The following is a 24,484-nucleotide window of genomic DNA, read 5'->3' on the forward strand; positions in this document are numbered from 1 at the left end:
AGTTATGCGTGAATTAACTCCCATCGAAGTAGCGGTCATGGGGGATGTGGTGACCGAACGGCGCACGAGTTGGTTGCGGCCGACGATGTTGGCCCTGCTGTTCGTGATCCTGGGCGCCGTGCTGGTGATGGTGGTGGTGAGCAACACCGATTTCGACACCGGCCCCGAGAAGACCACTCCGCCGCCCGGCCCCTGCGAACCGTTCTGCACCCAGAACGTCGCCCCGCCCGCGCAGTAATCCTGCCGCCGACAGCGGCTCCCGGTCCGGCCGAATAGGCTTGGCGCCGAAGTTTTTCCGGAATTCGAGCCGCCGCGCTCACTTCTCATCGCCCATGCGCCCTCCGAGGGAGGGCGGCCGACTCGCGAAAAAGCCACCGAAAAGCCACGGTTCGGCGCAAGGCGCAGCGAAACGCCGATGATCGCCGATACTGGTGTAGGCATGTTCCGAGTGGATCCGGAAGCGGGTGCGACGTGGTGATGATGATGTTCCTCTGGGACGAAGACGAGCGTCGTCCCAAGCCGCTCCATTGGGGCCGGACCATGATCGCTTTCGCCGGGGTGCTGTTGTTCGCCGTGCTGATGGTCTATTTGGTGAGCACCGCCGATTTCGGCAAAGACTCGAGAACGACCGTGCCGCGCACGCCTGGCCCCTGCGCGCCGTTCTGCATCGGCTCTCCCGCACCCGAGCCGGGCGGGCCCTGAGTACCGCGCGACTACACCCAGACGCCTTTGCCGACCGTGACAACCCCGCCGTTGCTCACGGCGAAGCGGGTGCGGTCGCGCGCCAGGTCCACACCGATGATCTCGCCCTCGCCGACGACCACGTTCTTGTCCAGAATCGCGCGCCGCACCACCGCGCCGCGCCCGATCCGCACCCCGGGCATGAGCACGCATCCTTCCACGGTGGCGCCGTCGTCGACCACGACGTTAGCGCTGAGCACCGAGTTCCGGACGGTCGCGGCGGACAGGATGCTGCCCGCGCCCACGATGCATTCCTGCGCCAGCCCGCCCTGCGCGAACTTCGCGGGAGGCAGGTTCTCGGCCGCCCCGCGGATCGGCCAGTGACGGTTGTAGAGGTTGAACACCGGGTGCACCGAGACCAGGTCCATGTGCGCGTCGTAGAACGCGTCGATGGTCCCGACATCGCGCCAATAGCCGCGGTCGCGGTCGGTGGCGCCGGGCACGTCGTTGTCGGCGAAGTCGTAGACGCCGGCCTGTCCGGACGCGACGAGGGCCGGGATGATGTCGCCGCCCATGTCGTGGTCGGAGTCGGCGTTGTCCGCGTCCGCCCGGATCGAGTCCACCAGCACTTTGGTGGTGAAGACGTAGTTGCCCATGGACGCGAACGTGACGTTCGGGTCGTCCGGGGTGCCGGGCGGATGCGCGGGTTTCTCCAGGAACTGCGTGATGCGGCCGGAATCGTCGCTGTCGATGCAGCCGAACGCGCTCGCCTCGCTGCGCGGCACCCGGATCCCCGCCACGGTCACGCCCGCGCCGGAATCGATGTGGTGGCGCACCATCTGCTCCGGGTCCATGCGGTAGACGTGATCCGCCCCGAAAACCACGATGTAGTCCGGGTCCTCGTCGTAGATCAGGTTCAGCGACTGCATGATCGCGTCCGCGCTGCCGGTGTACCACCGCGGCCCGAGCCGCTGCTGGGCGGGCACCGGGGTGATGTACTCGCCCGCGAAACCGGACAGCCGCCAGGTCTGCGAGATGTGCCGGTCGAGCGAGTGCGACTTGTACTGGGTGAGTACGCACAGCCGCAGGAAGCCCGCGTTGACCAGGTTGCTGAGGACGAAGTCGATGAGGCGGTAGGCGCCGCCGAACGGGACGGCGGGCTTGGCGCGGTCGGCCGTGAGTGGAAAGAGTCGCTTGCCCTCGCCACCGGCGAGCACGATCCCGAGTACGTGCGGCTGGCTCCTCACACCTGCCAAACTACCGGGTGGAACGCCTGTGAGTGGCCGCCGCGGAGCTGAACGTCTAGTTTGAATCGGTGAGTTTCGGCACGGATGGCGGACGTTCGGCGGTGGATTCCGACGAGCGGGACCGGCTTCGCGTCGCGATGCTGACCCGCGAGTATCCCCCCGAGGTGTACGGCGGCGCGGGGGTGCACGTCACACAGCTGACGGCGCATTTGCGTCATTTGTGCGAGGTGACCGTGCACTGCATGGGCGTCGACCGCGCCGACGCCGTGGTCCATCAACCGGATCCGTCGCTCTACGCCGCCAACGCCGCGCTGCAGATGATGTCCGCCCAGCTCCGGATGGCCGACGCGGTGGGCGATGTCGACGTGGTGCACTCGCACACCTGGTACAGCGGCTTGGCCGGGCATCTGGCCGCGACGCTCTACGGTGTCCCGCACGTGCTCACCGCGCATTCCCTGGAGCCGCGCAGGCCGTGGAAGGCCGAGCAGCTCGGCGGCGGCTACCGGCTGTCGTCCTGGTCGGAGCGCAACGCCGTCGAGCACGCCGACGCCGTCATCGCCGTGAGCGAGGGCATGCGCCGCGACGTGCTCGACGCCTATCCCGCGGTGGATCCGGATCGGGTCCACGTGGTGCACAACGGCATCGACGGCACGGTCTGGCATCCCGGCCCGGTGACCGGTGACGAGCCCTCGGTGCTCGACCGGCTCGGTGTGCGCGCGGATCTTCCCATCGTCGCCTTCGTCGGCCGCATCACGCGCCAGAAAGGTGTCGGTCACCTCCTGGCCGCCGCCCGCCACTTCGACCCCGGCATCCAGCTCGTGCTGTGCGCGGGCGCGCCGGACACGCCCGAGTTGGCGCAGGAGGTCACCGCGGCGGTCCAGGAGCTGCGGCAGCGGCGCGGTGACGTGTTCTGGGTGCGCGAGATGCTGCCGACCGAACAGATCCGGCAGATCCTTGCCGCCGCGTCGCTGTTCGTGTGCCCGTCGGTGTACGAACCGCTGGGCATCGTCAACCTGGAGGCGATGGCCTGCGCCACCGCCGTGGTCGCCTCCGACGTGGGCGGCATTCCCGAGGTGGTCGACGCCCGCAACGGACGGCTCGTGCACTACGACGCGGGAGCTGCGGCGGACTACGAACACGGGCTGGCCGCCGCCGTGAACGAGGTGGCCGGCGCTCCGGAACTGGCCGCGCGGCTCGGGGCCGCGGGCAGGCAGCGGGCGATCTCCGAGTTCGACTGGTCGCGCATCGCCGCCCGCACGGTCGCCGTCTACGACGAGGTCAGGAAAGGCTGAATCCGGCGATCAGGCGGCCGGACGGTAGGTGCCGACGACGACCGACGCGGTCACCTCGACGGACTCCGGCAGCCGCGCGAGACGCTCACGTCCCGCGTCCGCGTGATGAGCGGACGGACCCATGCCGACCACGTGCGCGACATCGGTTCCGGCGAGCGTCATCGGGTACTCCACCAACGTCCGGTCGACCGGCTCGAAATGCCCCGCCATCGCGACGTCGAGCCTGCGATCCTTGTCGGGATCGACCCGGACCATGTCCAACGGCTCGATCAGCTCCCCGAGGTGGCGCTCGGTGGGAGTGACCACGACGAAGCAGCCGTCCGCCGCGAGCACCCTGGCGATCTCGCCGGGATTGCGCGGGGCGAAGACGGAGAGCACGCAGGCCAGCGCGCCGTCTCGGATCGGCAACCCGCGCCAGGCGTCGGCCAGCACCGCGGCCGCGCGCGGGTGGGCGCGCGCGCACCGACGGACGGCGGGTTTGGCCACGTCCAGTCCGATGCCGACCGCCGGGGGAGCGGCGTCGAGCGCACGGGCGAGGTAGTAGCCGGTACCCGCGCCGATCTCCAGCACCGGGCCGTCGCAGCGGCGCGCCGTGGCGGCGTGCGTCACCGCGTCGGCGATCGGCGCGAAGTGGCCTTCGTTCTGAAAGGCGGCACGGGCGTCGAGCATGGCCGCGGTGTCGCCCGTCATCTTGGTCGACGCACCGGTCAGCAAGCTGACATAGCCCTGCCGGGCGATGTCGAAGCTGTGACCGCGACCGCAGCGCAGTGCTCGATCTCGCGATTCGAGCGCGAGCGGCGCGGCGTCCTGGTGTGCCCGCAGACATTCGGGGCACGCCAGCACGCCGGCCGCGACGGCGAGAGCCGAGTGGTCAGCCGGGGCCACTCAGCTCGTGACGCTCTTCAGTTCGTCACCGAGCGCCGCTGCCTCGTCCGGCGTGAGTTCGACGACCAGACGCCCGCCACCCTCGAGTGGAACCCGCATCACGATTCCACGCCCTTCTTTGGTTGCCTCGAGGGGACCGTCCCCGGTGCGGGGCTTCATGGCCGCCATCCTCTGCTCCCTCCAGATCTGCGCGGTCTGCTGCGCACTTTCTTGGAACTCCAGTTGTCACCAACCAGTGAGCTCGCCAGCGTTTGGCGAGCTACACCCGTCCCATTCTTCCCTATCGCCGATGTGGACGGATAGCTGAGTTCAAAAAGTGACCGGTCGGCCCGTGTCGAGCGAGTCGCTGCCCACCCAGCAATCGGCCAGGTGGTCGTCGACCATTCCGGTCGCCTGCATCAGGGCATACGCCGTGGTGGGTCCGACGAACCGGAATCCGCGCCGTTTCAATTCTTTTGCCAGCGCGACGGATTCGGGGGTGGTCGCGGGCACGTCGGCGCCGGAGCGCGGGCGCGGGCGCGGCGGCGGGGCGAACGACCAGAGCAACTCGTCCAAGCCGACGTCGAGATCGCGGGCGACACGGGCGTTGGCGATAGCCGCGTCGATCTTGCTGCGGTTGCGGACGATGCCCGCGTCGGCCATCAATCGGGCGACGTCGTCGTCGCCGAACTCCGCGACTCGCTCGATGGAGAACCCGGCGAAAGCCGCGCGGAAGGCGGGACGTTTGCGCAGGATGGTCAGCCACGACAGGCCGGATTGGAAGGCCTCCAGGCACAGGCGCTCGAACAAGGCGTCGTCACCGTGCAGAGGCTTGCCCCACTCGTAGTCGTGGTAGTCCCGATACAGCTGCGAGTCCAGCGGCCAAGCGCAGCGGATCAGCCCGTCGTCCGCGGGGGCGCTCACTTCGACTCCGGCGCGATCGGCGTCTGCCACCGCGCGGCCTGCGCCTCGGCGAGTTGGTGCTGGAGTTCGTCGATCCGCGCGGCCAGCCGGGCCAGCGCCCAATCCACCTCTCCGGCTTTGTAGCCGCGCACGACCTGCTGGAAACGCAACGCGCGCACGTCCGCCCCCGTGATCCCGTCCACCGGCAACACGGTGGCCGTCGTCCCCTCCGGCAGCGGCCCGAGTTCCTCGGACCGCCCGAACACCGCACTGGCGAGCAGGAACAGCACCGCGGCGACCAAGCCGACGATCAGCACGTACAGCAGCATGGTGAGCATGGCACGAGCTTATGCGGGGTTACAGGTGCCGGGTGGTGTCGATGCCGAGCGACATGCCTGCCAGGCCGCGGCGGCGGACGGCGAGCTTGTCGGCGACCTCGAGCAGAGCCTTGGCGGCGGAGTTCTCCGGATCGCGCAGCACGATGGGGGTGCCTTCGTCGCCCGCTTCGCGCAGAGCCTGTTCGATGGGGATCTGGCCGAGCAACGGCACGGTGGCGCCCACGGCGCGGGTGAGCCGGTCGGCGACGGCCTGGCCGCCGCCGGAGCCGTACAGGTCCATCCGGGTGCCGTCCGGCAGGTCGAGCCAGGACATGTTCTCCACCACGCCCGCGATGCGCTGGCGGGTCTGCAGCGCGATCGCGCCCGCCCGCTCGGCGACCTCCGCTGCGGCCGGCTGCGGGGTGGTGACCACCAGGATCTCGGCGTTCGGGATCAGCTGCGCGATGGAGATCGCGACGTCGCCGGTGCCGGGCGGCAGGTCGAGCAGCAGGATGTCCAGGTCGCCCCAGAACACGTCGGCGAGGAACTGCTGCAGCGCCCGGTGCAGCATCGGGCCGCGCCACACCACGGGCGTGTTGCCCTGGGTGAACTGCGCGATGGAGATCATCTTCACGTCGTGCGCGATCGGCGGCATGATCATCCGCTCGACCTGGGTGGGCCTGGCGTCGGTGCCGAGCATCCGCGGGATGGAATGGCCGTAGATGTCGGCGTCCAGCACGCCGACCGACAGCCCCCGCGCGGCCATCGCGGCGGCCAGGTTCACCGTGACGCTGGACTTGCCGACGCCGCCCTTGCCGGAAGCGACCGCGTAGACCCGGGTCAGCGAGCCGGGCTGGGCGAACGGGATGACCGGATCGGCCGAGTCGCCGCGCAGCTGCTTGCGCAGTGCGGTGCGCTGCTCGTCGTCCATCACATCTAGGTCGACGGTGATGGCGCCCACACCGGGCACGTCGGCGACGGCCCTGGAGACCCGCTGCGTGATCTCGGTACGCAGGGGGCATCCCGCCGTCGTCAGATAGATCTCTACGTGGACATCGCTGTCGGCGCCGATCACGACGCTTTTCACCATGCCCAGCTCGGTGATCGGCTTGCGGATCTCCGGGTCGTCGACCTTCGCGAGGGCACCCCGCACATCCGATTCCGTAACGACTGGCATGGCAGGAATTTTAGGCGTGTCAAATTTTGGGCAAGTCCGCGGCCCGGGGTGCGACCCCCGTGCTGTAGGAAGTCTCCCAGGCCATGACGTTCGCGACGTACGCCATGGAGTGGTTGTACCGCAGGATCGCCTTGGACTGTTGGGCCAGGTCGCGCATGTTCAGGCCGCCGTCGCACAGGTACTTCCCGGCCGTCAGAGCGGCGTCGAAGAGATTCTGCGGATCGGCGATGCCGTCGCCGTTGCCGTCGGCCGCGTAGCGCTTCCAGGTGTCGGGCAGGAACTGCATCGGCCCGATCGCGCGGTCGTAGCCGTCCAGGCCGTCGAGCGCGCCGTCGTCGGAGTCCCGGACGACGTGGTTGCCGGTGAGCGAGCCGTCCAGCACCGGGCCGTAGACGGGGCTCAGCGGATTGCCGTCGGCGTCGGCTTTGCCGCCGAACGCGTGGGTGGACTCCACCCGTCCGATGCCGGCCAGCAGCGACCACGGCATGCCGCATACCGGGTTCTCGGCCGCCAAGACGCGTTCCGCGTTCTGGTACGCCGCGACGGCCACGCCGGGAACGCCGAGCGGCCCGGCCGGCATCGCGGCCGGTTGCCGACCATTAGGCAGCGCAACGGTTTTCACCAGCGGTGTCGCGGTGGGCGCGGCCTTGGCCATGGCGTGCGCGACGAATTCGGCCGCGGCGACGGGCTCGGCGGCCGCCTGCGGGCGGGCGCCCTGGACGCTCTGGTCGTCCGGCGTCTGGACCGCGGCCGCGAGGGGTACGGCGTCGCCGACCTCGGAGGCTGCCGTGACGGATACCAGCCCGGCGGGAACCAGTCCGGTCAACGCGATGACGGAACTCCGTCTGGCGGTGGCAGGCGGTTGTTTTCGATGACGCCCCACGGTGTGGTGACCCTCCCATGACTCGCTGTGAGCCGTTTGTTACGGACCAAGGGAGAGGCTACCGCATCCGAGACCTTTTTGTTACTGCTTCGTGATCTGATGTGAGGTTTGAATCACTGCGGGGGAGCCGGTGGCGCGGGAAGGGGGATGACGATGCCGAAGGGCAAGGTTATCCCGGGTTGCGGCGTGGGCGTGGACGCGGCGTCGGGCACCGGTTCGGGTTCCGGCGCGGGCGGTGTGGTGGTGGCCGGCTCGGTATCGCCGCCGCGGGGCGCGGTATCGGGAGCGGGCGGATCGCCCGGGAGGGGTACGGATTCGGTCGTGGCGAGTGTGGTGTCGGGCTGTGCGCATCGGGCGGCTGCCTGGTCCGGGGCGCCGGGCTGACCCATGGTTCCGGTATCGGCGGGCTTGGCTCCGTTGGCGGGTCCAGCCGGGCCGGGGGTTTGGGCCGGTGCGGCGCCATAGGGTTGCTGCGGGGCTAGTGGTACGCGTGCGGTCCCGGGTAGGTCGGGGAACGGCATCGGCGCGGGAACCGACTGTCCCACACATGGATCGACCGGCGGGGGCGGGCAGAAGATCCCGCAAGGGATCGGCGGCAGGCCCGGGATCGTGATCATCACCGTGGTCGGCGCGGGCCGCGGCCGCGGCCTCGGAGCCAGGCCCGCTGCCCGTGCCTGCTCGTCCGGATCGATGGCCGGCGTCTGGGTGCGCACCGCGCTCATGTCCGGACTCGGCGAGAGCGTGCCCGGCGCCACCAGATCCGGCGAGATCCGCACCTGCGTCGGCGAACCACCCGTCCGATACGCCGCCGACCAACTCAGCACATTGGCCGCGTACGCCATCGAGTTGTTGTACCGCAACACCGCCCGCAACTCCTGCGACCCGTCTCGCAGATCCAGACCCCCCGAACACAGGTACTTCCCGGCCGCCAACGCCGCATCGAACACATTGTGCGGATCGGCCACCCCGTCCCCGTTCCCATCCGCCCCGTAGGCACTCCACGTGCCGGGCAGGAACTGCATCGGCCCCAACGCCCGCACATACCCCCCGTCCGCCGCCTTGATCACCTCGTTACCCGGCAGACTCCCATCCAACGCCGGACCGAAGATCGGCGCCACCGTCGTCCCCGCCGCATCCGTGCGCCCACCACGGGCGTGCCCCGACTCGATCCGCCCGATCCCCGCCAGCAAACTCCACGACAACCCGCACCCCGGCGTCGAGGACGCCAACGCCAACTCCGCGTTCCGATACGCCGCCAACACCACCTCGGGAATCCCGAGCGCACCGCCCGCCGAGGGCAACCTCATCTCCTGCAGCGGGACCGAACCCGCGAACGGCGCCCCGGGCGTCACCGCCCGCAATCGCCGCGGACCCTCCGCCGTCGCCGGCAACAACCCCACCACCCGCGACTCCGCGCTCGCCGCCGCCAGCACCTCCGGCGCACGCGGCGCCGGCTCACGCACCGGCGTCTGCACCCCCGAACCACTCACCACCGCACCAGCAACAACCAAAGCCGAGACCGTTATCGGAGCAGATACACGCATTCGGCCACACCCAATCCTCGACGTCGTGGGAGCGGCTGTCCGGGACATCCCCTGCCCTGGCCGCTCTGGACAACGTTGTCCAGGTTACCCACCAGTCAGGTCCTTATTCGGCATTTCTGGTTGATCATCGGTTACCGACGGTGAAACCGATGCCGGAGCGGGCTTTCGGCCGGAGCTTTTCTTGCGGCCGCCCTTTCCTCCGCTTTCCGACCGGATCTCGTGTTCAGGGGATTCCGTGGCCTCGATCCGGTCCAGAATCCCTTTCAGCTCATCCAATTCCCGGCGCAGGTAATCCCGCGTCGCCACTTCGCCGACCGCGAGGCGCAGCGCGGCCAGTTCGCGGGCCAGAAACTCGGTGTCCGCCTTGGTCTGAGCGGCCCGCACCCGGTCCTCCTCCAGAGCGACCCGGTCCCGGTTGTCCTGCCGGTTCTGCGCCAGCAGGATCAGCGGCGCCGCGTAGGCGGCCTGGGTGGAGAACGCCAGGTTCAGCAGGATGAACGGGTACGGATCCCAGCGCAACGCGACTACGAAGACGTTCAACGCGATCCAAACCAGCACCACGATCGTTTGCACCGCGAGATACCGGCCGGTCCCTAGGAATCGCGCCACCCGCTCGCTGCTGCGGGCCAGTGCCTCGGCGTCCCATTCCAATCGGAACCGGCCCTCCACCGGCGTCTCCAGACGCTGGCGGGCCCTGCTGTGACCGAGCCGCACGCCCGGGTCGTTCTCGCTCACGGTCTGTCCTTTCGGGCGGGTGCGGGGCTCCGCGCGGTCACGCTCCGCCCCGCTCGTCGGTCTCTTCCTGGTCGCGCCAGTCCTCGGGCAGCAGATGGTCGAGGACGTCATCGACGCTGACCGCGCCGAGCAAGTGGTTCTCCTCGTCCACCACCGGTCCGCACACCAGGTTGTAAGTCGCGAAATACCGCGTCACGGCGGCCAAGGGGAGTTCGGGGCGCAGCGGCGAGAGATCGGTGTCGAGAATGCCGCCCACCAGGTGGGCGGGGGGTTCACGCAGCAGCTGCTGGATGTGCACCGAACCCAGGTAGCGGCCCGTCGGCGTCGCTGTGGGGGGACGGACCACGAACACCATGGAGGCCAGCGCGGGCGTCAGGTCCGGGTTGCGCACCCGCGCCAAGGCTTCGGCCACCGTCGTGGACGGCGTCAGGATGATCGGTTTCGGCGTCATCAGACCGCCCGCGCTGTAGGGGGAGTGCTCGAGCAGCCTGCGCACCGGCTCGGACTCCTGCGGGTCCATCAGGGCGAGCAGCGATTCGGCCTCGCCCTCGGGCAGCTCGCCCAGCAGGTCGGCGGCGTCGTCGGGGTCCATCGCCTCCAGGACGTCGGCGGCCCTGCGCACCTCCAGATGACCGAGCAGATCGACCTGCTCGTCGTCCGGCAGCTCCTGCACCACGTCGGCCAGACGTTCGTCGTCCAGCGCGACGGCCACCTCGATCCGCCGTTTCTCCGGCAGCTCCCGCAGCTGCTGCGCCACGTCGGCCGCGCGCATGCCCTCGAACCCTTCGAGCAGTTGCGTGACGTCCTGTCCGGGCCTGCCGATCTCGTAGGGCGTCAGGCCGGACACCCTGGTCCAGTCCACGACGTGCACCGTGCGCCTGCGGCCCAGCCTCCGGTGCCCGCGCACCGCGACCCTGCTGACCAGCCAGTCCCTCGAACGGGTCTGCTCGATGCCGAGATCGACCACGTGGACGTCCACGCCCGTCAGATCCGGCAGGTCCGGGTCCTCGACCCGCACCACCGAGTCGACGACCTGCGCCAGCGCGAGCATCTCGCCCGGACGCTGCGTGAACCGCCGCAGGCTGACCGTTCCGGTGTTCAGCGTGACCACGCCGGGTTCGATCGCGGTGATCCGCAGGATCGGCACGAAAATACGCCGCCGGGTGGGCAATTCGACGACCAATCCGTGCACGCGGGGCTGCTGGCGGTCGGAGCGGACGGCCACGACGACGTCACGAATGCGGCCGATAGACTCGCCGTCCGGTCCCAGCACCGCCAAACCGGCCAGCCTGGCGACGTACACCCTGGTAGCTGCCATGCTGCCAGGCTAGATGTTCGCGGGCGGGTGTTCGCACCCCGCCACGATCGACGGGAGTGATCATGAAGCCGCGCCGTTCGGTGCTCGCCTGCCCGGGCAGCAACACGAAGATGATCGAGAAAGCCAAGACCCTGCCCGTCGACGAGGTGTTTCTCGATCTGGAGGACGCGGTCGCCCCGGTCGCGAAGGCCGAGGCGCGGGCGAACATCGTCGCGGCGCTGAACGACTCCGGGTGGGGAACGCAACTGCGTGTGGTCCGGGTCAACGACTGGACCACCGAATGGACCTACGCCGACGTCATTTCCGTGGTCGAGGGCGCGGGCGCCGCGCTGGACGCGATCCTGCTGCCCAAGGTGACCGACGCGGGGCAGGTGCGCGCGCTGGACCTGCTGCTGTCCCAGCTGGAGAAGACCTGTGGCCTGGACGTCGGCCGGATCGGGATCGAGCCGCAGATCGAGAACGCGCTGGGGTTGCGCAACATCGACGCCATCGCCACCGCCAGCCCCCGGGTACAGACCCTGGTCTTCGGCCCGGCGGACTTCATGGCCAGCATCAACATGCGGACCCTGGTGGTCGGTGAACAGCCGGAGGGCTACGACACCGGCGACGCCTACCACCACATCCTGATGACCATCCTGCTCGCCGCCCGCGCCCACGGTCTGCAGGCGATCGACGGCCCGTACCTGCAGATCCGGGATGTCGAGGGCTTCCGGCGGGCCGCCGCGCGCACGGCCGCGCTGGGATTCGACGGCAAGTGGGTGCTGCACCCCGGCCAGATCGAGGCGGCGAACGAGATCTTCAGCCCGCGCCAAGCGGACTACGACCGCGCGGAGGAAATCCTCGACGCCTACGCCTTTCACACCTCGGCGGCCGGCGGCGCGCGCGGTGCGGTGATGCTCGGCGACGAGATGATCGACGAGGCCAGCGCCAAAATGGCCCATGTGATCGCGGAAAAGGGCCGGGCGGCCGGAATGACGCGCACCACGCGTTTCACACCACCGCAGGATGCGCCGGAATAGCAGAATGGAGCTATGACGAATCCCTTGGGGAACTCGAGCCGTGCGCGGCCGGGCCTCCCGACGCCACCGTCGGGCTGGCCGGTCGGCTCGTATCCGACCTATGTCGAGGCGCAGAAGGCGGTCGACTATCTGGCCGACAACCAGTTCCCGGTGCAGGACGTGACCATCGTCGGCGTCGACTTGATGCAGGTGGAGCGGGTTCTCTATCGGCTGACCTGGGGCAAGGTGATCGGCGGCGGCGTGGTGTCGGGCGCCTGGCTCGGCCTGTTCCTCGGCCTGCTGCTCAGCCTGTTCACCACCAGCGGCGCGCTGGGTCCGCTGCTCGTCGGCTTGGTCGGCGGCGTCATCTTCGGCGTCATCTCGACCTCGATCCCGTACGCCGCGACCAGGGGGCAGCGCGATTTCGCGTCCACCATGCAACTGGTGGCGGGCCGCTACGACGTGCTGTGCGATCCGAAGTCGGCCGAGCAGGCGCGGGACATGCTCGCGCGGCTGGCGATCTGACGCATGGAAGTGCTGGAGACGGTCCGCACCGAGGTGCTGGGCCATTTCGGCGTGGACGCCGCGCAGGTGGACGCCGCGTCGGTCACCTTCCTGGGTTTGGAGCCGATCGAGATCCTGCGCATCGTCGAGGGCGATCTGGTGCACTACGTGACGCTGGGCGGCAGCAGGCATCCGATGGGCGATCCCGCGGCGGTGCACGCCGATCCGGTGCGCGGGCCGCGCGCGGAACTGGTGCTGACGTTGCGGTCCGGGGTCGGCGCCAGCTCGGGCCTGGCCAAGTCGCTCGGCGTGCTGGCCGCGGCGCCGGTCGTGGAAGGCGTTGTGCTGCAAGCCGACGCGCTGCTGGATCTGGGTGAGCCGATGTGGCGCGACGCGCCGTTCACCGCCGTTCTGCTCGGCGACAGCGACATCCCGGCGGTGCCGCTGCCCGACCCGGCCGAGCCGGTGCGGTATTTCGCGGTGACGCCGGTGACCGCCACGGAGGCGGCGTGGGTCCGGGTCCGTGGTGCGCAGGCGCTGCGGGAGGCCTGGCAGGAAGCCGGGATCGACGTGCGCGATCCGAGACGCGGCGCCGCCAGTTTGTGATCCGCCGCCCGGTTAGAGCCACTTGTTGCGCCGGAAGGTGAAGAACAGTCCGGTGCAGATGACGATGATGAGCGCCCAGACCATGGGATAACCCCAGACCTGGTGCAGTTCGGGCATATGGTCGAAGTTCATTCCGTAGATGCCCGCGATCATCGTCGGCACGGCCGCGATCGCCACCCACGCCGAGATCTTGCGCATGTCGGTGTTCTGCTGCACGCCGATCCGGGCCAGCGCGGCGCTGATCAGCGCGCTGAGCGCCTCGTCGAAGTCGTTGATCCGTTCCGCCACGGCGGCGTGATGCTCGGCGACGTCGCGCAGATAGCGCCGGACCTCCTTGGGCACCGGCAGATCCGGTTTGTGACTGAGCTGCTCCAGCGGGGCGGCGAGCGGATTCACCGCGCGCCGCAACTCGACCACCTCGCGCTTGAGCTGGTAGATCGACTCCACGGTGACCTTGCTGCGCGGGGTGAAGATCTCCTCTTCCATCTCGTCGATGTCGTTCTCGACGGACTGGGCCACGTCGATGTAGGAGTCCACCACCCGGTCGGCGATCGCGTGCAGGACCGCGCCGGGGCCCAAGGCCAGCTGCGCGGGGGCCTCTTCCAGGGCCTTGCGTACCTCGGCCAGTCCGGAATGCTCACCGTGCCGGACCGCGACCACGAAGTCCGGACCGGTGAACACGATGATCTCGCCGGTCTCCACGATCTCGCTCACGCTGTCGATTTCGTGCGGGACGTAGCTGACCGTGCGCAACACCAGCAGCAGCGAATCGTCGTAGCGTTCCAGCTTCGGCCGCTGATGGCGCTGCAGGGCGTGTTCGGTGGCCAGTTGGTGCAACCCGAACGTCTCGGCGATGTCGGCCATCTGTGTGGCGTCCGGATCGTGCAGGCCTACCCAGACGAATCCGGTGTCCTCCTCGCGGGCCCGGGCGAGTGCCGCCTGGTGGGTGAACCGGCCCGGCAGGCGTTCGCCGTCCACGTACACCGCGCAGTCGACGATCGCCTGCGCCGTGGGCACCGGGATGAATCGCTGCTCGGGCTGCGCTGGTGATCGGCCGGATCCACGAAGTGAGGAAAGCGGAGAAAAGGACGGCACGGTGACGATGCTACGTCGCCGCAGGCCGGCGGATGGTCGCCTGCGCGTGCGGGACGATGCGGCCGCACTGTAAGACTTGAAGGCGTGCGCATCGACCTGCATACCCACTCGACCGCGTCCGACGGCACCGACACACCGGCCGAACTCGTGCGGAACGCGGCCGCGGCGGGCCTGGACGTCGTCGCGATCACCGATCACGACACCACGGCAGGATGGGCGGAAGCGGTCGACGCGCTCCCGAAGGGGATGACGCTGGTCCGCGGCATGGAGATGTCGTGTGTGGGTCTGGGCGAGGATGGCTGGCCGGTGCCCGTGCATTTGCTGGCGTACCTGTTCGACCCGGCCCATCGCGGGTTCGCCGAGGAACGCGAGCGGCTGCGCGCCGAACGGGTGGACCGGCTGCGCGCGATGGCCGAGCGGATGGCCGCCGACGGACTGCCGATCGACCCGGATGCGGTGCTGGCCTCGGCCGGCCCGTCGGCGGGACGCCCGCATCTGGCTCGCGCGCTGGTCGCCGCCGGTGTGGTGCCGAGCGTGGACGCGGCGTTCGACGAATTGCTCGCCCCGCACGGCCGCTACTACGCCGAGAAGGCCGACACTCCGCTGCGTCGTGCGGTGCAGATGATCGCCACGGCCGGTGGGGTCAGCGTCCTGGCGCACACCAGGGCCCGCAAGCGGGGCAGGTTGCTCGCCGTCGACGACATCCGGGAGCTGGCCGTCCTCGGGCTCGGCGGCTTGGAGATCGACCACCCCGACCATTCCGCGGCCGACCGCGCGCTGCTCACCGATCTCGCCGCCGAACTCGGCCTGCTCACCACCGGTTCGTCGGACTACCACGGCGCCAACAAGACCATCCGGCTCGGCGAATTCACCACCGATCCCGCGCAATTCGAGAAGCTGGTGGGCAAGGCTTCCGGCGTGCCGGTGATCGCCTCGTGAGATTCGTGCGTGGCCTCAGCGGCGTGGTCGCCGGGGGGACCGTGGTGGGCATGCTGATCGTGGTCGGCGCCGCCGTCCTCGCCGAGCGGCGCGGGTTCCCGGGGCCCGGCGGCGAATCGGTCGCCTGGCATGTGGCGGCCGCGACGGTCGCCCTCGCGGCGCAGATCTACGCGGATCGGCATCGCGGGATGGCCGCCTCGACCGGATCCATCACGGTTTTCCTGGCTGCTGGATTATTGCTGTGGACCCAATGGTGGAGCTGACCCTTTAGTTTGGTTGCGGGCGAATGAATTGTGCCCGAACATTTTTCATTGTGACCGGATTCGAGACGGATGTACTGGTAGTCGGCGGTGGTCCCGCCGGTGCCTGGGCGGCCGTCTCGGCCGCCGCGGCGGGCGCCACCGTCGTGCTCGTCGACAAGGCGCGCTCCGGGGCCAGCGGCCCGACCGCCTACGGCGCGATCTCGCTGTGGCACCTTCCGCCCGGGCCCGCCCGGGACGAGGCGGTGCGGCGCGGCCACGCGCACGGCGGCGGGCTGGGCGATCCGGACTGGATGCACCGGGTGCTGGAGGAGACCCACCAGCGGGTCGAGCAATCGGCTCGGTGGGGTTATCGCATCGCCGCTGACCCGGCGGGCCCGGCCCGGCGGCGGATCTATCTCGACGGTGCCCGCTACCTGCGGCGGATGCGCCGCGCGATGCGGGAAGCCGGGGTGCGCGTCCTCGATCATCATCCGGCGTTGCAGTTGCTCGTCGACCGTGACGGTGTGGTGGCGGGCGCGACCGGACTACGCCACCACGACGGCTTCCCGCGCTGGAGCGTGCGTGCGGGCGCGGTCGTGGTGGCCACCGGGGGCTGCGCGTTCCTGTCCGGCGCCGCGGGCACCGACGTGGACACCGGCGACGGTCTACTGCTCGCCGCGGAGGCGGGCGCCGAGCTGTCCGGCATGGAGTTCTCCTGCGCCTACAGCCTGATCCCGCCGGGGACGGCGGAGCCGGCCGCGCTCGGGAGTCTCGCCTTGCGGTTCGCCCCGCTCTACGACGAATCCGGCGCCGAACTGCCCGGCCACCGCTCGGCGGCACTCGCGGCCATCGCCGATGGTCAGCGGATCTTCGCCGCCTTGGACCACGTGCCGGTCGCCCTCCGCTCCCGGTCGGCGCGTCATGGCCTTGGCGGCCGTGCCGAGCGCGTGCCGCTGCGCGCCGTACTGGAGGGCACCGTGCGCGGTACCGGGGGCCTGCGCGTCACCGGGCCGGATTGCGCCACGACCGTCCCCGGCCTGTTCGCCGCGGGCGACGTCGTCAGCCGCGAGGCGATCAGCGGCGCGGTGAGCGGATCAGGCGGGCTGGGCGGAGCGTGGGCGATCGCGTCCGGCGTCTGGGCGGGCACGGGCGCGGCGAAGTTCGCCCGCACGGTGGATCGGCGGGCTCCGGTGCGCGAGGTCCCGGGGGCCGGGCTCAACGCCGTGGCGCGGATCGATCCGCGGGCGGTAGTCGGTCTCGTCCAAGAGCACACCTTGCCGTTGCGGCGCAGCTACTGGCGCAGCGCGGGCAGCCTGCGCGACAGCATCGGCGAGCTCGACGGGATGTGGCCCGGCGCGGAATTCGACCTCGGCGGCAGCGGTGCCGACCTGCTGCGCGCTCGGCAGGCCGCGGCGCTGCTCGCGGTCGCGCGCTGGACGAAATACAGTGCGTTGTTGCGTGCGGAGAGTCGCGGCATGCACCGCCGGACCGATCACCCCGGCGCGTCCGACACCTGGCGGATGCGGCTGATGACAGGTGGCATGCGTAGCGTGTGGGTGCGGCCGGACGCGCCGCACGCGATGCCGGAGCAGGCCCGCGATATCGTCGCGTGACCCGCGGCCACGGCGTCTTGCTCGAGCCCTCCGGCCGCCGTGACGGACTCACACCGGCGCAGCCCCCGGCAGTGCGATCACTCACCGGGCCGAGCTCGTGAACGGGGAGTTTCCGCTTACCTGAAGGTAATTCCCGGCCCATACCGTTGGGTGATGGAGCGCGACACGGCCCAGGGGGTTACCGGTTTGGCAACTGGCCTACCGGACTGGCAGAATGTGTCGGATTCCTTACCTCCGCCACCGCCGGGTGAGGGAATCACGGAGGTCTCCGCCTCGCCGACGTACCGTCGCGACCCGCGAGATCGCACCGCATGTTCTGTCCGGGCCCACCCGTCCGGTTCTGTTTCGCGGATCAGTGCCGCGCCCGCCCTCGAGATACCGGCAAGTCGTGTTCGCTCGCTCGCAGCCGCCTCGAAACATACCGGTCAGCGTGCCCGATGAGCCCAGTGAAACGACTTATACCCATTACCCAGTGGTAACCGTCCCCCGGTTTAGCCCGACCCGAGCAGGAGTGAAATCGTGTCACCTGTGACTGACGCACCGAATTCCACCGCAAGCCTGTCCGAAATCACAAACGACGAAATCTTCGCGGGACATCTCGGCGGCAAGCTCTCGGTCGAACTCAGTGCGCCGCTGGAGACCCAGCGTGACCTCTCGATCGCCTACACCCCGGGCGTAGCCCAGGTCAGCCGCGCGATCGCCGAGGACGCGGCGCTGGCCAAGCGCTACACCTGGACCGATCGGCTCGTGGTCGTGGTCAGTGACGGCACCGCCGTGCTCGGCCTCGGTGACATCGGCCCGCGTGCCTCGCTGCCGGTGATGGAGGGCAAGGCGGCGCTGTTCAAGAAGTTCGCCGGGCTGGATTCGATCCCGATCGTGTTGGACACCAAAGATGTCGACGCGATCGTCGAGACGCTGATCCGCCTGCGGCCGAGCTTCGGCGCGGTGAACCTGGAGGACATCTCCGCGCCGCGCTGCTTCGAGATCGAGAAGCGCGTCATCGAGGCGCTCGACTGCCCGGTGATGCACGACGACCAGCACGGCACCGCCATCGTGGTGCTCGCGGCGCTCAACGGCGCGGCCAAGGTGCAGGGCCGTGGCATCGAGGGCCTGAAGGTCGTGGTGTCCGGCGCGGGCGCCGCCGGTGTGGCGTGCACCAACATCCTGCTCGCCGCCGGTGTCCGCGATGTGACCGTGCTCGACTCGAAGGGCATCGTCAACTCCGAGCGCGGCGACCTCAACGAGGTGAAGGCCGAGCTGGCCACCCGCACCAACCCGCGCGGCCTCACCGGCGGCGCGGCCGAGGCGCTGGCCGGCGCCGACGTGTTCCTCGGTTTGTCCGCCGGCCTGATCGCCGAGGAGCTCATCGCGTCGATGGCGCCGGAGTCGATCGTGTTCGCCATGTCCAACCCGGACCCGGAGATCCACCCGGAGGTCGCGCGCAAGTACGCGGCGATCGTAGCCACCGGCCGCAGCGATTTCCCGAACCAGATCAACAACGTGCTGGCGTTCCCCGGCGTCTTCAAGGGCGCCCTGGACGCGGGCGCCCGGCGGATCACCGAGGGCATGAAGATCGCCGCCGCCGACGCCATCCTCAGCGTCGTCGCCGACGAGCTCGGTCCGGACAAGATCGTCCCCAGCCCGCTGGACCCACGGGTCGCACCGGCCGTCGCCGAAGCGGTCGCGGCCGCCGCCCGCGCCGAGGGCGTCGCGTAACGCCGGTTCTCCGCATCGACAGGGCGCTCCGTTCACTGGGAACGGGGCGCCCTTGTCGTGGAAGCGGAGTTCAGTTGGTGGCCTGCAACTCGGCGGTGGGCGTACCCAGGGTGCGAGGCGAACGGCGCAACCGGCCCGTGCCCGGCGCACTGGCCCACACCGCGAAGGCCAGCAGCCCGTCCAGCAGCATTGCCAGCAGTGCTACCAGCAGCGCGCCCACCAGCACCCGGTCATAGCGGTAGAGGCTGATGCCGTCGAAGATGTAGCGGCCCAGACCGCCGAGGTTGACGTAGGCCGCGATCGTCGCGGTGGCCACCACCTGGAGGGTCGCGCCGCGCAGTCCGGTGAGCAGGATGGGTAGTGCGTTGGGCACCTCCGCTCGGAAGAGGATCTGCCGCTCGGTCATGCCCATGGCGCGGGAGGCGTCCACGACGTCGGGGGGCACGTTGGCGATTCCGGCGTACGCACCCGCGAGCAGCGGGGGAACGCCGACGGTGACCAAGGCGAGCAGCGGTGGGATCAGCCCGAGGCCGAGCAGCAGTACCAGGAAGGTCAGCAAGCCGAGGGTCGGCAGGGCGCGCATGGCATTGGCGAAGCCGACCAGCACCGCCGCCCCGCGCCGGGTGTGGCCGATGACCAAACCCAGCGGTATCGCGATCACCGCCGAGACGGCCACGGTCAGAAAGCTGTACCAGAGGTGCTGGCCGATGCGGGTCCCGATGCCGGACGGTCCGCTCCAGTTGCTGCCATCGGTGAAGTAGTGCCAGGCGTCGAGGAACAGGTTCACGGTGTGGTGCCTTTCGCCTTCGCTCGGGCGTCCGCGCGCACCCACGGCGTCGACCAGCGGCCCAGCGCGTACACCGTTCGGTCGGCGATCAGCGCGAGAGCGAGGGTCACGAGGATGCCCGCGATGATCTCGTCCGGATAGTCGCGCTGATAGCCCTGGGTGAACAGCTTGCCGAGCCCGCCGACGCCGATCAGCGCGCCCACCGACACCATCGCGATATTGGTGACCACCACCACCCGCAGGCTGGACATGAAGACCGGCACGGCCAGCGGCATGTCCACGGTGAGCGTGCGGCGCAACGGGCCGTAGCCGACCGCGTCGGCCGCGTCGAGCACGGCGGCGGGCACCGAATCGAGCGCCGCCGGAACCGCGATCACCAGCAGCGCCGTGGAATAGACCGTGAGCGCGATGATCACATTGAGCGGATCGATGGCGGAGATCCCCACCAGCGGAGGAATGATCACGAACAACGCCAGCGACGGCACGGTGTAGGCCAGGCTCGCGGCGGTCACCGTGACCCGGCGCAGCCACGACGCCCGCCGCACCAGCGCGCCGACGGGAATCGCGATCACCGCGGCCAGCAGCAGCGGTACCAGCGCGAGGTAGAGATGGGTGGCGGTGAGACCCATGATGTCCGGGAAGTTGTCGACGAGATAGCGCATAGCCGCTCAGCGCACCTGCTCTTCGAAGAAGTGGCGGTTGCGTTCGGCGTCTTCCCGCGTGCGCTGCCCGGCCAGCTGCTCGAGCACGTCGGTGGCCAGCACGCCGCCGCGCACGGCGCCGGAGTCGTCGACGGCCACGCCGACTCCGGCGGGCGAGGAGATCGCGGCGTCGAGCGCCTGGCGCAGGTCACCGGCCGGGGTGAACAGGGAGCCGCCCGCCGACATGCTGTCGGCCAGCGCGCGGCCCGCGCGGACGCCTTCGACTCCGGTGACGTCCATCCAGCCGACCGGCTTGTTCGCCGCGTCCACCACGAGCACCCACTCGCCCGCGTCCAGCCGCAGCCCCTTGACTTCTTCCGCCACGGCCGTCCGGATCCGGTGCAGCGGAACGTCGTTCGCGGGCCGGAAGGACAACCCGCGGTAACCGCGGTCCCGGCCGACGAAGTCGGCGACGAAATCGGTGGCGGGCTGCGCGAGCACGCGCTGCGGCGGGTCGTACTGCTGGAGCACCCCGCCGCGGCCGAACACCGCCACCCGGTCGCCGAGCGTGATCGCCTCGTCGATGTCGTGCGTCACGAACACGATGGTCTTGTGCAATTCCGCTTGCAGTCTTTGCATTTCGACCTGCAACTCGGCGCGCACCACCGGGTCGACGGCGCTGAACGGTTCGTCCATCAGCAGGATCGGCGGGTCCGCGGCCAGCGCGCGGGCGACACCGACGCGTTGCTGCTGGCCACCCGACAGCTGTGCCGGGTACCGCCGGGCCAGCGAGCGATCGAGGCCGACCCGGTCGAGCACCTCGAGCGCCGCGGCGCGGGCGGCGCGGCGCGAGTCACCGCGCAGCACCGGAACGGTCGCGACATTGTCGAGCACCGTCCGGTGCGGCAGCAGCCCGCCGCTCTGGATGACGTACCCGATCCCGAGGCGTAGCCGGACCGGATCGACGGCCGAGACGTCCTGGCCGCCAACGGTGATCGTCCCCGAACTCGGCACGATCATGCGGTTGATCATCCGCATCGACGTCGTCTTCCCGCAGCCGGAAGGACCGACGAACACGGTGAACGACCCGGATTCGATCCGCAGATCGAGATCGGTGACGGCATGGGTGCCGTCCGGATAGGTCTTGCTGATACCGGAGAATTCGATATCGGACAACGAATCTCTCCTCTAGCCCACCGGCTTGTTCAGCCCCTTGGCGGCGACCCACGCCGCGGCGGCGGCCTTGGGCTCGGTCTTTCCCGCGCCGGAGACGGCCTCGTTCAGCCCGAGCAACTCGGCGGTGGTCAGCTGCGCCGACACCGCGTTCAGCGCCGCGAGCACCTTGTCCGACTTCTTGCTCGCGTTGAGCAGCGGCACCACGTTCTGCGCGGGGAAATTGTGCTTCGGGTCTTCCAGCACCACGAGGTCGTGCTGCGGGATGGCCGGTGCAGTGGTGAAGACGTTGGCCGCGGTCACCTGACCCTCGACCAGCGCGCGCACTGTGGCGGGACCGCCGCCGTCGGCGATCGGCACGAAGTTGTTCGCGGCGATGTCCAGGCCGTAGTTCTTCTTCAGGCCGGGCAGGCCGCCCGGCCGCTCCTGGAATTCGGCGGGCGCACCGAATTTCACCTCGGCGGAGTGCGCGGCCAGGTCCGCGATCGTGCGCAGGTTCCAGCGCTGGGCGGTGGCGCGGGTGACCACGACGGCGTCCGAATCCTCGCCCGGCGCGGGCGTGCCGATCGCGAGCTCGGCGCCGAGTGCCTTGCCGAGCGCGCTCTCCACATCGGCGGCGCTGGTGGCGGTGGCGTTCTTGTCCAGATACTGCAGGAGGTTGCCGGTGTAGTCGGGGATCACCGAGATGGCACACTGCCGCAAGGCGGGAACGTAGGCTTCACGACTGCCGATATTCAGCTTGGTCTCGACGCTGAACCCGTTGGCCCGCAACACTTCCGCGTACACCTCGGCGACGGTCTCGGACTCGGGGAAATTCGCCGATCCCACGATCAGTCCGTCCCCCGAGCAGCTGCCGCCGGTGGCGAGTGGATCGGAATCGCCACAAGCCGACAGAGCCATCGCGACGGCGAGTGCGGTCGCGGCGGCGAGGACGCGGGCCGCGCGCAGCGCGACGCGCACGGCGGGCCGCCGCGCGGCGGCATAGGGGGTGCGGGTGGATTTCACGAGAGTCCTTCCGACAGGACGGCGGGCGCGGTCTCGGCACCGAGCGGCCGCCGGTACATTCTGGGTGTCCATACTGCCCGCTTCCGGATTTTTCCGTTGGCTGTGTCGATTCGTCGGAGAGTTGGTGTCGCCGCATGGTGTTGGCCGCGTCACAGCGGGTGCTGGCTCGGTTGCTGGTCGTCGCTTCCGTCGCCCTGGTCGCTTCCTGCGGGAACAACGAGCCGGGGCCGTCGATCACCGTCGGCGCGGGCGACTCGATCGAGTCCTCGGTGCTGGCCGAAATCTATGCGGGGGCACTGGCTCGCACCGGTGCGCGGACCGCCGTGGCCGCGGGGCTGGGCGGCCGCGCGGACTACCTCGCCGCCCTCGACGCGGACCGGATCCAGGTGGTCGGCGAGCACACCGGCGCGTTGCTGGCCCATTTCGACGAACACGCGACGGATCGGCTGCCGAAGAAGGTGGCGGACGCGGTGAGCGCCGTGCTGCCCGAAGGGCTGGTCGTCTCCGATCTCGCCGACGGCGCCGATCTGCGGCCGCGGGTGCTGCTCACCGAACAGGTGTCAGTGCGGGACAAGCTGCGTTCGGTGCGTGATCTCGCGCCGAGCTGCGGCGGGCTGACCGCCGGCGTGGCTGCCCCGTCCGGCCTGCTGCCCTCGTCCGGGCGCGATCGCGTCGACGGATGCGACTTCGCGGCCGTCGTGGCCTTCCCTGATCCGGCCGCGCTGCGCGTAGCGCTGCTGCAGGGCCGGGTGCAGGCCGGACTCCTCGATGGTCCCCCCGAGCTCGCGCCCGGCGCGACCGACGGGTTGGCCGTGCTGACCGACGACGATTACGCCGTGCGCGCCGAGAACGTGCTGCCGCTGTTCCGCAAGGGCGTGCTCGACCGGCGGCAGGTCAAGAAGCTCAACTACGTCGCGGGCGAACTGACGACGGACGAATTGGCGGCCATGATCCGCAGCGTCCGGGACGAAGGCGCCGCGCCCGGGGAACTGGCGCGTGCCTGGCTGGACAAGCACTCCTTGTAGTCGACCCGCCTGATCCCGACAGAGGCCGGATGGTGTCGGGAATCGAGCGATAGATGTCGCATCCGACACTGCCGCTGCTGTGAGGCGCGTCATAGTGTGGCAACCGGGCCCGTCGAGGGTCCACCGGCGAACGCTACGTCGTCCCGCGGTCCCGCGGCAGCAACGGCGCTGGAGAAGGCCGCCGACGTCGTTGACCTTCGGCGGGACCGACACCGAGAGGCCATCGAGAACGCACGATCTCGATGGCCTCTCGTCGTGTACCGGCCGAGTCCTCGGGAACGCGATACCGGAGTTCGGCAAATGTGTGGGTCATCACCGGTCGTTCCACCTTGTCGGCCAACCGTTCCACGCCGTATATTCCACACGGAATATTTAGTGTGGAGCATGTCGGCGCCCGGCAATACCGTGCCGGTCGGCGAGAGGCTCCCGGCGCTGGCGGCCGAGAGGCCGGGGCGATTCGGCAACGGAGGTGATCAAGCATGGGGCTAGGGCAGGCGCATCCACCGGTGACGCCGTTGGCCATCGCCGTGCTCGCGCTGCTCGAGGAGCGGCCCATGCATCCGTACGAGATGTTCCAAACGCTGATCGCCCGGCGGGAGGACAGGCTGGTCAAAGTGCGGCCCGGCTCGCTGTACCACACCGTGTCCCGGCTGGCGGACCAGGAATTGGTGCACGCGGAGGGCGTCGACCGAGCGGGCAACCGGCCCGAACGCACCACCTACCGGATCACCGGGCGCGGACGGGACGCGTTACGCAACCGGATCGCGGAGATCGTGCGGCGGCCGGTCCCGGAGTATCCCATCTTCCCGGTCGCGCTGGGCGAGTTGCACAACCTGCCGAAGCGAGAGGCGCTCACGCTGCTGCGCGAACGAATCGGCGTACTGGAAACCGAACTGGCCGACGCCGACATGCTGAGCGCGTGGGCCGAAGAGCACGTCGTGCCGCGCCGCTACTGGATCGCCCTGCCCTACTTGCGGGCGCTCCTCGTCGCCGAACTCACCTGGGTCAAGGAGTTCACCGCCGAATTGGCCAGCGGCGCACTCGAGTGGGAGGACTTCGACCCCGAGACCGGCGCACGCGCCGGAGCCGAGCCCGTCGCCGGCTCCGCGGTGTCGCCGCCGGTGCCGCCCGGCACCGCAGCGAAACCCTTCCCGAGTTTTTCGGATAATCCGAGTTAGG

27 protein-coding genes are annotated in these 24,484 nt (G+C 69.8%); 12 read left to right on the forward strand and 15 right to left on the reverse strand.

Features of this window, described 5'->3' with window-relative positions:
- The first annotated feature begins 4 nt into the window (after positions 1-4).
- Together QMG86_RS04095 and QMG86_RS04100 are read left to right on the forward strand one after the other, a co-directional pair.
- On the forward strand, positions 5-238 hold the full coding sequence (locus QMG86_RS04095) for a hypothetical protein (protein WP_159848390.1): 234 nt from the start codon (positions 5-7) through the stop codon (positions 236-238).
- Between the two features lie 233 nt (positions 239-471).
- Positions 472-702, forward strand: a complete 231-nt coding sequence (locus tag QMG86_RS04100) for a hypothetical protein (RefSeq protein ID WP_281877773.1) — start codon at positions 472-474, stop codon at positions 700-702.
- 11 nt (positions 703-713) lie between these two features.
- Here the strand turns inward: QMG86_RS04100 and glgC are convergent, their stop codons facing one another.
- Positions 714-1,928: a glucose-1-phosphate adenylyltransferase gene (glgC, locus tag QMG86_RS04105; protein ID WP_281877774.1), complete on the reverse strand. Its 1,215-nt coding sequence runs from the start codon at positions 1,926-1,928 to the stop codon at positions 714-716.
- Positions 1,929-2,065: 137 nt separating this feature from the next.
- Between glgC and glgA the strand changes: the two genes are divergently transcribed.
- On the forward strand, positions 2,066-3,220 hold the full coding sequence (gene glgA / locus QMG86_RS04110; RefSeq protein WP_281880764.1) for a glycogen synthase: 1,155 nt from the start codon (positions 2,066-2,068) through the stop codon (positions 3,218-3,220).
- A gap of 9 nt (positions 3,221-3,229) precedes the next feature.
- Here the strand turns inward: glgA and QMG86_RS04115 are convergent, their stop codons facing one another.
- From QMG86_RS04115 to QMG86_RS04155, 9 genes are all read right to left on the reverse strand, one after another.
- Positions 3,230-4,063, reverse strand: a complete 834-nt coding sequence (locus tag QMG86_RS04115; RefSeq protein WP_434085666.1) for a putative RNA methyltransferase — start codon at positions 4,061-4,063, stop codon at positions 3,230-3,232.
- A gap of 42 nt (positions 4,064-4,105) precedes the next feature.
- The gene (locus QMG86_RS04120) at positions 4,106-4,273 is read right to left on the reverse strand and encodes a DUF3117 domain-containing protein (protein WP_011211259.1); all 168 of its coding nucleotides are present in this window, start codon (positions 4,271-4,273) and stop codon (positions 4,106-4,108) included.
- Between the two features lie 141 nt (positions 4,274-4,414).
- Complete coding sequence (locus QMG86_RS04125; protein WP_281877776.1) at positions 4,415-5,008, reverse strand: DNA-3-methyladenine glycosylase I; 594 nt, start codon at positions 5,006-5,008, stop codon at positions 4,415-4,417.
- Positions 5,005-5,325: a DivIVA domain-containing protein gene (locus QMG86_RS04130; protein ID WP_063024054.1), complete on the reverse strand. Its 321-nt coding sequence runs from the start codon at positions 5,323-5,325 to the stop codon at positions 5,005-5,007. Before QMG86_RS04130 ends, QMG86_RS04125 begins: the two co-directional genes overlap by 4 nt.
- Positions 5,326-5,344: 19 nt before the next feature.
- Positions 5,345-6,481 carry an Mrp/NBP35 family ATP-binding protein gene (locus QMG86_RS04135; RefSeq protein ID WP_281877777.1) on the reverse strand — a complete coding sequence of 379 codons (1,137 nt, stop codon included), beginning with the start codon at positions 6,479-6,481 and terminating at the stop codon, positions 5,345-5,347.
- Between the two features lie 19 nt (positions 6,482-6,500).
- Positions 6,501-7,364 (reverse strand): lytic transglycosylase domain-containing protein, encoded by an 864-nt coding sequence (locus tag QMG86_RS04140; RefSeq protein ID WP_159848399.1) that lies wholly within the window; start codon positions 7,362-7,364, stop codon positions 6,501-6,503.
- Positions 7,365-7,477: 113 nt separating this feature from the next.
- Positions 7,478-8,908, reverse strand: a complete 1,431-nt coding sequence (locus tag QMG86_RS04145; RefSeq protein ID WP_434086153.1) for a lytic transglycosylase domain-containing protein — start codon at positions 8,906-8,908, stop codon at positions 7,478-7,480.
- An 84-nt stretch (positions 8,909-8,992) separates the two neighbouring features.
- Complete coding sequence (locus QMG86_RS04150; RefSeq protein WP_434085536.1) at positions 8,993-9,643, reverse strand: DUF1003 domain-containing protein; 651 nt, start codon at positions 9,641-9,643, stop codon at positions 8,993-8,995.
- Between the two features lie 37 nt (positions 9,644-9,680).
- Positions 9,681-10,961: a magnesium transporter MgtE N-terminal domain-containing protein gene (locus tag QMG86_RS04155; RefSeq protein ID WP_281877781.1), complete on the reverse strand. Its 1,281-nt coding sequence runs from the start codon at positions 10,959-10,961 to the stop codon at positions 9,681-9,683.
- 62 nt (positions 10,962-11,023) lie between these two features.
- On the opposite strand from QMG86_RS04155, the gene QMG86_RS04160 reads away from it, so the two are divergent.
- The 3 genes from QMG86_RS04160 to QMG86_RS04170 are packed head-to-tail and all read left to right on the forward strand — an operon-like array spanning position 11,024 to position 13,069.
- Positions 11,024-11,980 carry an HpcH/HpaI aldolase/citrate lyase family protein gene (locus QMG86_RS04160; protein WP_281877782.1) on the forward strand — a complete coding sequence of 319 codons (957 nt, stop codon included), beginning with the start codon at positions 11,024-11,026 and terminating at the stop codon, positions 11,978-11,980.
- Positions 11,981-11,992: 12 nt separating this feature from the next.
- Positions 11,993-12,484, forward strand: a complete 492-nt coding sequence (locus QMG86_RS04165) for a YflT domain-containing protein (RefSeq protein WP_159847049.1) — start codon at positions 11,993-11,995, stop codon at positions 12,482-12,484.
- Positions 12,485-12,487: 3 nt separating this feature from the next.
- On the forward strand, positions 12,488-13,069 hold the full coding sequence (locus tag QMG86_RS04170; protein WP_281877784.1) for a suppressor of fused domain protein: 582 nt from the start codon (positions 12,488-12,490) through the stop codon (positions 13,067-13,069).
- 12 nt (positions 13,070-13,081) lie between these two features.
- On the opposite strand, the gene QMG86_RS04175 is transcribed toward QMG86_RS04170, so the two are convergent.
- The gene (locus QMG86_RS04175) at positions 13,082-14,173 is read right to left on the reverse strand and encodes a magnesium and cobalt transport protein CorA (RefSeq protein WP_434086191.1); all 1,092 of its coding nucleotides are present in this window, start codon (positions 14,171-14,173) and stop codon (positions 13,082-13,084) included.
- Positions 14,174-14,248: 75 nt separating this feature from the next.
- Between QMG86_RS04175 and QMG86_RS04180 the strand changes: the two genes are divergently transcribed.
- The 4 genes from QMG86_RS04180 (at position 14,249) to QMG86_RS04195 (ending at position 18,674) form a co-directional block, all read left to right on the forward strand.
- Positions 14,249-15,103, forward strand: coding sequence for a PHP domain-containing protein (locus QMG86_RS04180; RefSeq protein WP_281877788.1), 855 nt, complete (start codon positions 14,249-14,251; stop codon positions 15,101-15,103).
- Complete coding sequence (locus QMG86_RS04185; RefSeq protein ID WP_281877790.1) at positions 15,100-15,366, forward strand: hypothetical protein; 267 nt, start codon at positions 15,100-15,102, stop codon at positions 15,364-15,366. Before QMG86_RS04180 ends, QMG86_RS04185 begins: the two co-directional genes overlap by 4 nt.
- A 50-nt stretch (positions 15,367-15,416) precedes the next feature.
- Positions 15,417-16,958 (forward strand): FAD-binding protein, encoded by a 1,542-nt coding sequence (locus QMG86_RS04190; protein ID WP_281877791.1) that lies wholly within the window; start codon positions 15,417-15,419, stop codon positions 16,956-16,958.
- 519 nt (positions 16,959-17,477) lie between these two features.
- Positions 17,478-18,674 carry an NAD(P)-dependent malic enzyme gene (locus QMG86_RS04195; RefSeq protein WP_434085538.1) on the forward strand — a complete coding sequence of 399 codons (1,197 nt, stop codon included), beginning with the start codon at positions 17,478-17,480 and terminating at the stop codon, positions 18,672-18,674.
- Between the two features lie 70 nt (positions 18,675-18,744).
- On the opposite strand, the gene QMG86_RS04200 is transcribed toward QMG86_RS04195, so the two are convergent.
- From QMG86_RS04200 to QMG86_RS04215, 4 genes are read right to left on the reverse strand one after another with little or no spacing between them, the layout of a single operon-like run.
- On the reverse strand, positions 18,745-19,461 hold the full coding sequence (locus QMG86_RS04200) for an ABC transporter permease (RefSeq protein WP_281877795.1): 717 nt from the start codon (positions 19,459-19,461) through the stop codon (positions 18,745-18,747).
- Positions 19,458-20,123 (reverse strand): ABC transporter permease, encoded by a 666-nt coding sequence (locus QMG86_RS04205; RefSeq protein ID WP_281877796.1) that lies wholly within the window; start codon positions 20,121-20,123, stop codon positions 19,458-19,460. Before QMG86_RS04205 ends, QMG86_RS04200 begins: the two co-directional genes overlap by 4 nt.
- A 6-nt stretch (positions 20,124-20,129) precedes the next feature.
- The gene (locus QMG86_RS04210) at positions 20,130-21,278 is read right to left on the reverse strand and encodes an ABC transporter ATP-binding protein (RefSeq protein WP_281877797.1); all 1,149 of its coding nucleotides are present in this window, start codon (positions 21,276-21,278) and stop codon (positions 20,130-20,132) included.
- Between the two features lie 12 nt (positions 21,279-21,290).
- On the reverse strand, positions 21,291-22,175 hold the full coding sequence (locus QMG86_RS04215) for an ABC transporter substrate-binding protein (protein WP_281880766.1): 885 nt from the start codon (positions 22,173-22,175) through the stop codon (positions 21,291-21,293).
- Between the two features lie 239 nt (positions 22,176-22,414).
- Between QMG86_RS04215 and QMG86_RS04220 the strand changes: the two genes are divergently transcribed.
- The gene (locus tag QMG86_RS04220; RefSeq protein ID WP_281877798.1) at positions 22,415-23,305 is read left to right on the forward strand and encodes a glycine betaine ABC transporter substrate-binding protein; all 891 of its coding nucleotides are present in this window, start codon (positions 22,415-22,417) and stop codon (positions 23,303-23,305) included.
- 479 nt (positions 23,306-23,784) lie between these two features.
- The gene (locus QMG86_RS04225; protein ID WP_281877799.1) at positions 23,785-24,483 is read left to right on the forward strand and encodes a PadR family transcriptional regulator; all 699 of its coding nucleotides are present in this window, start codon (positions 23,785-23,787) and stop codon (positions 24,481-24,483) included.
- Position 24,484 lies beyond the last annotated feature (1 nt).

Origin of the sequence: Nocardia sputorum (genome assembly GCF_027924405.1) — a bacterium.
GTDB classification, from domain to species: Bacteria; Actinomycetota; Actinomycetes; order Mycobacteriales; family Mycobacteriaceae; genus Nocardia; species Nocardia sputorum.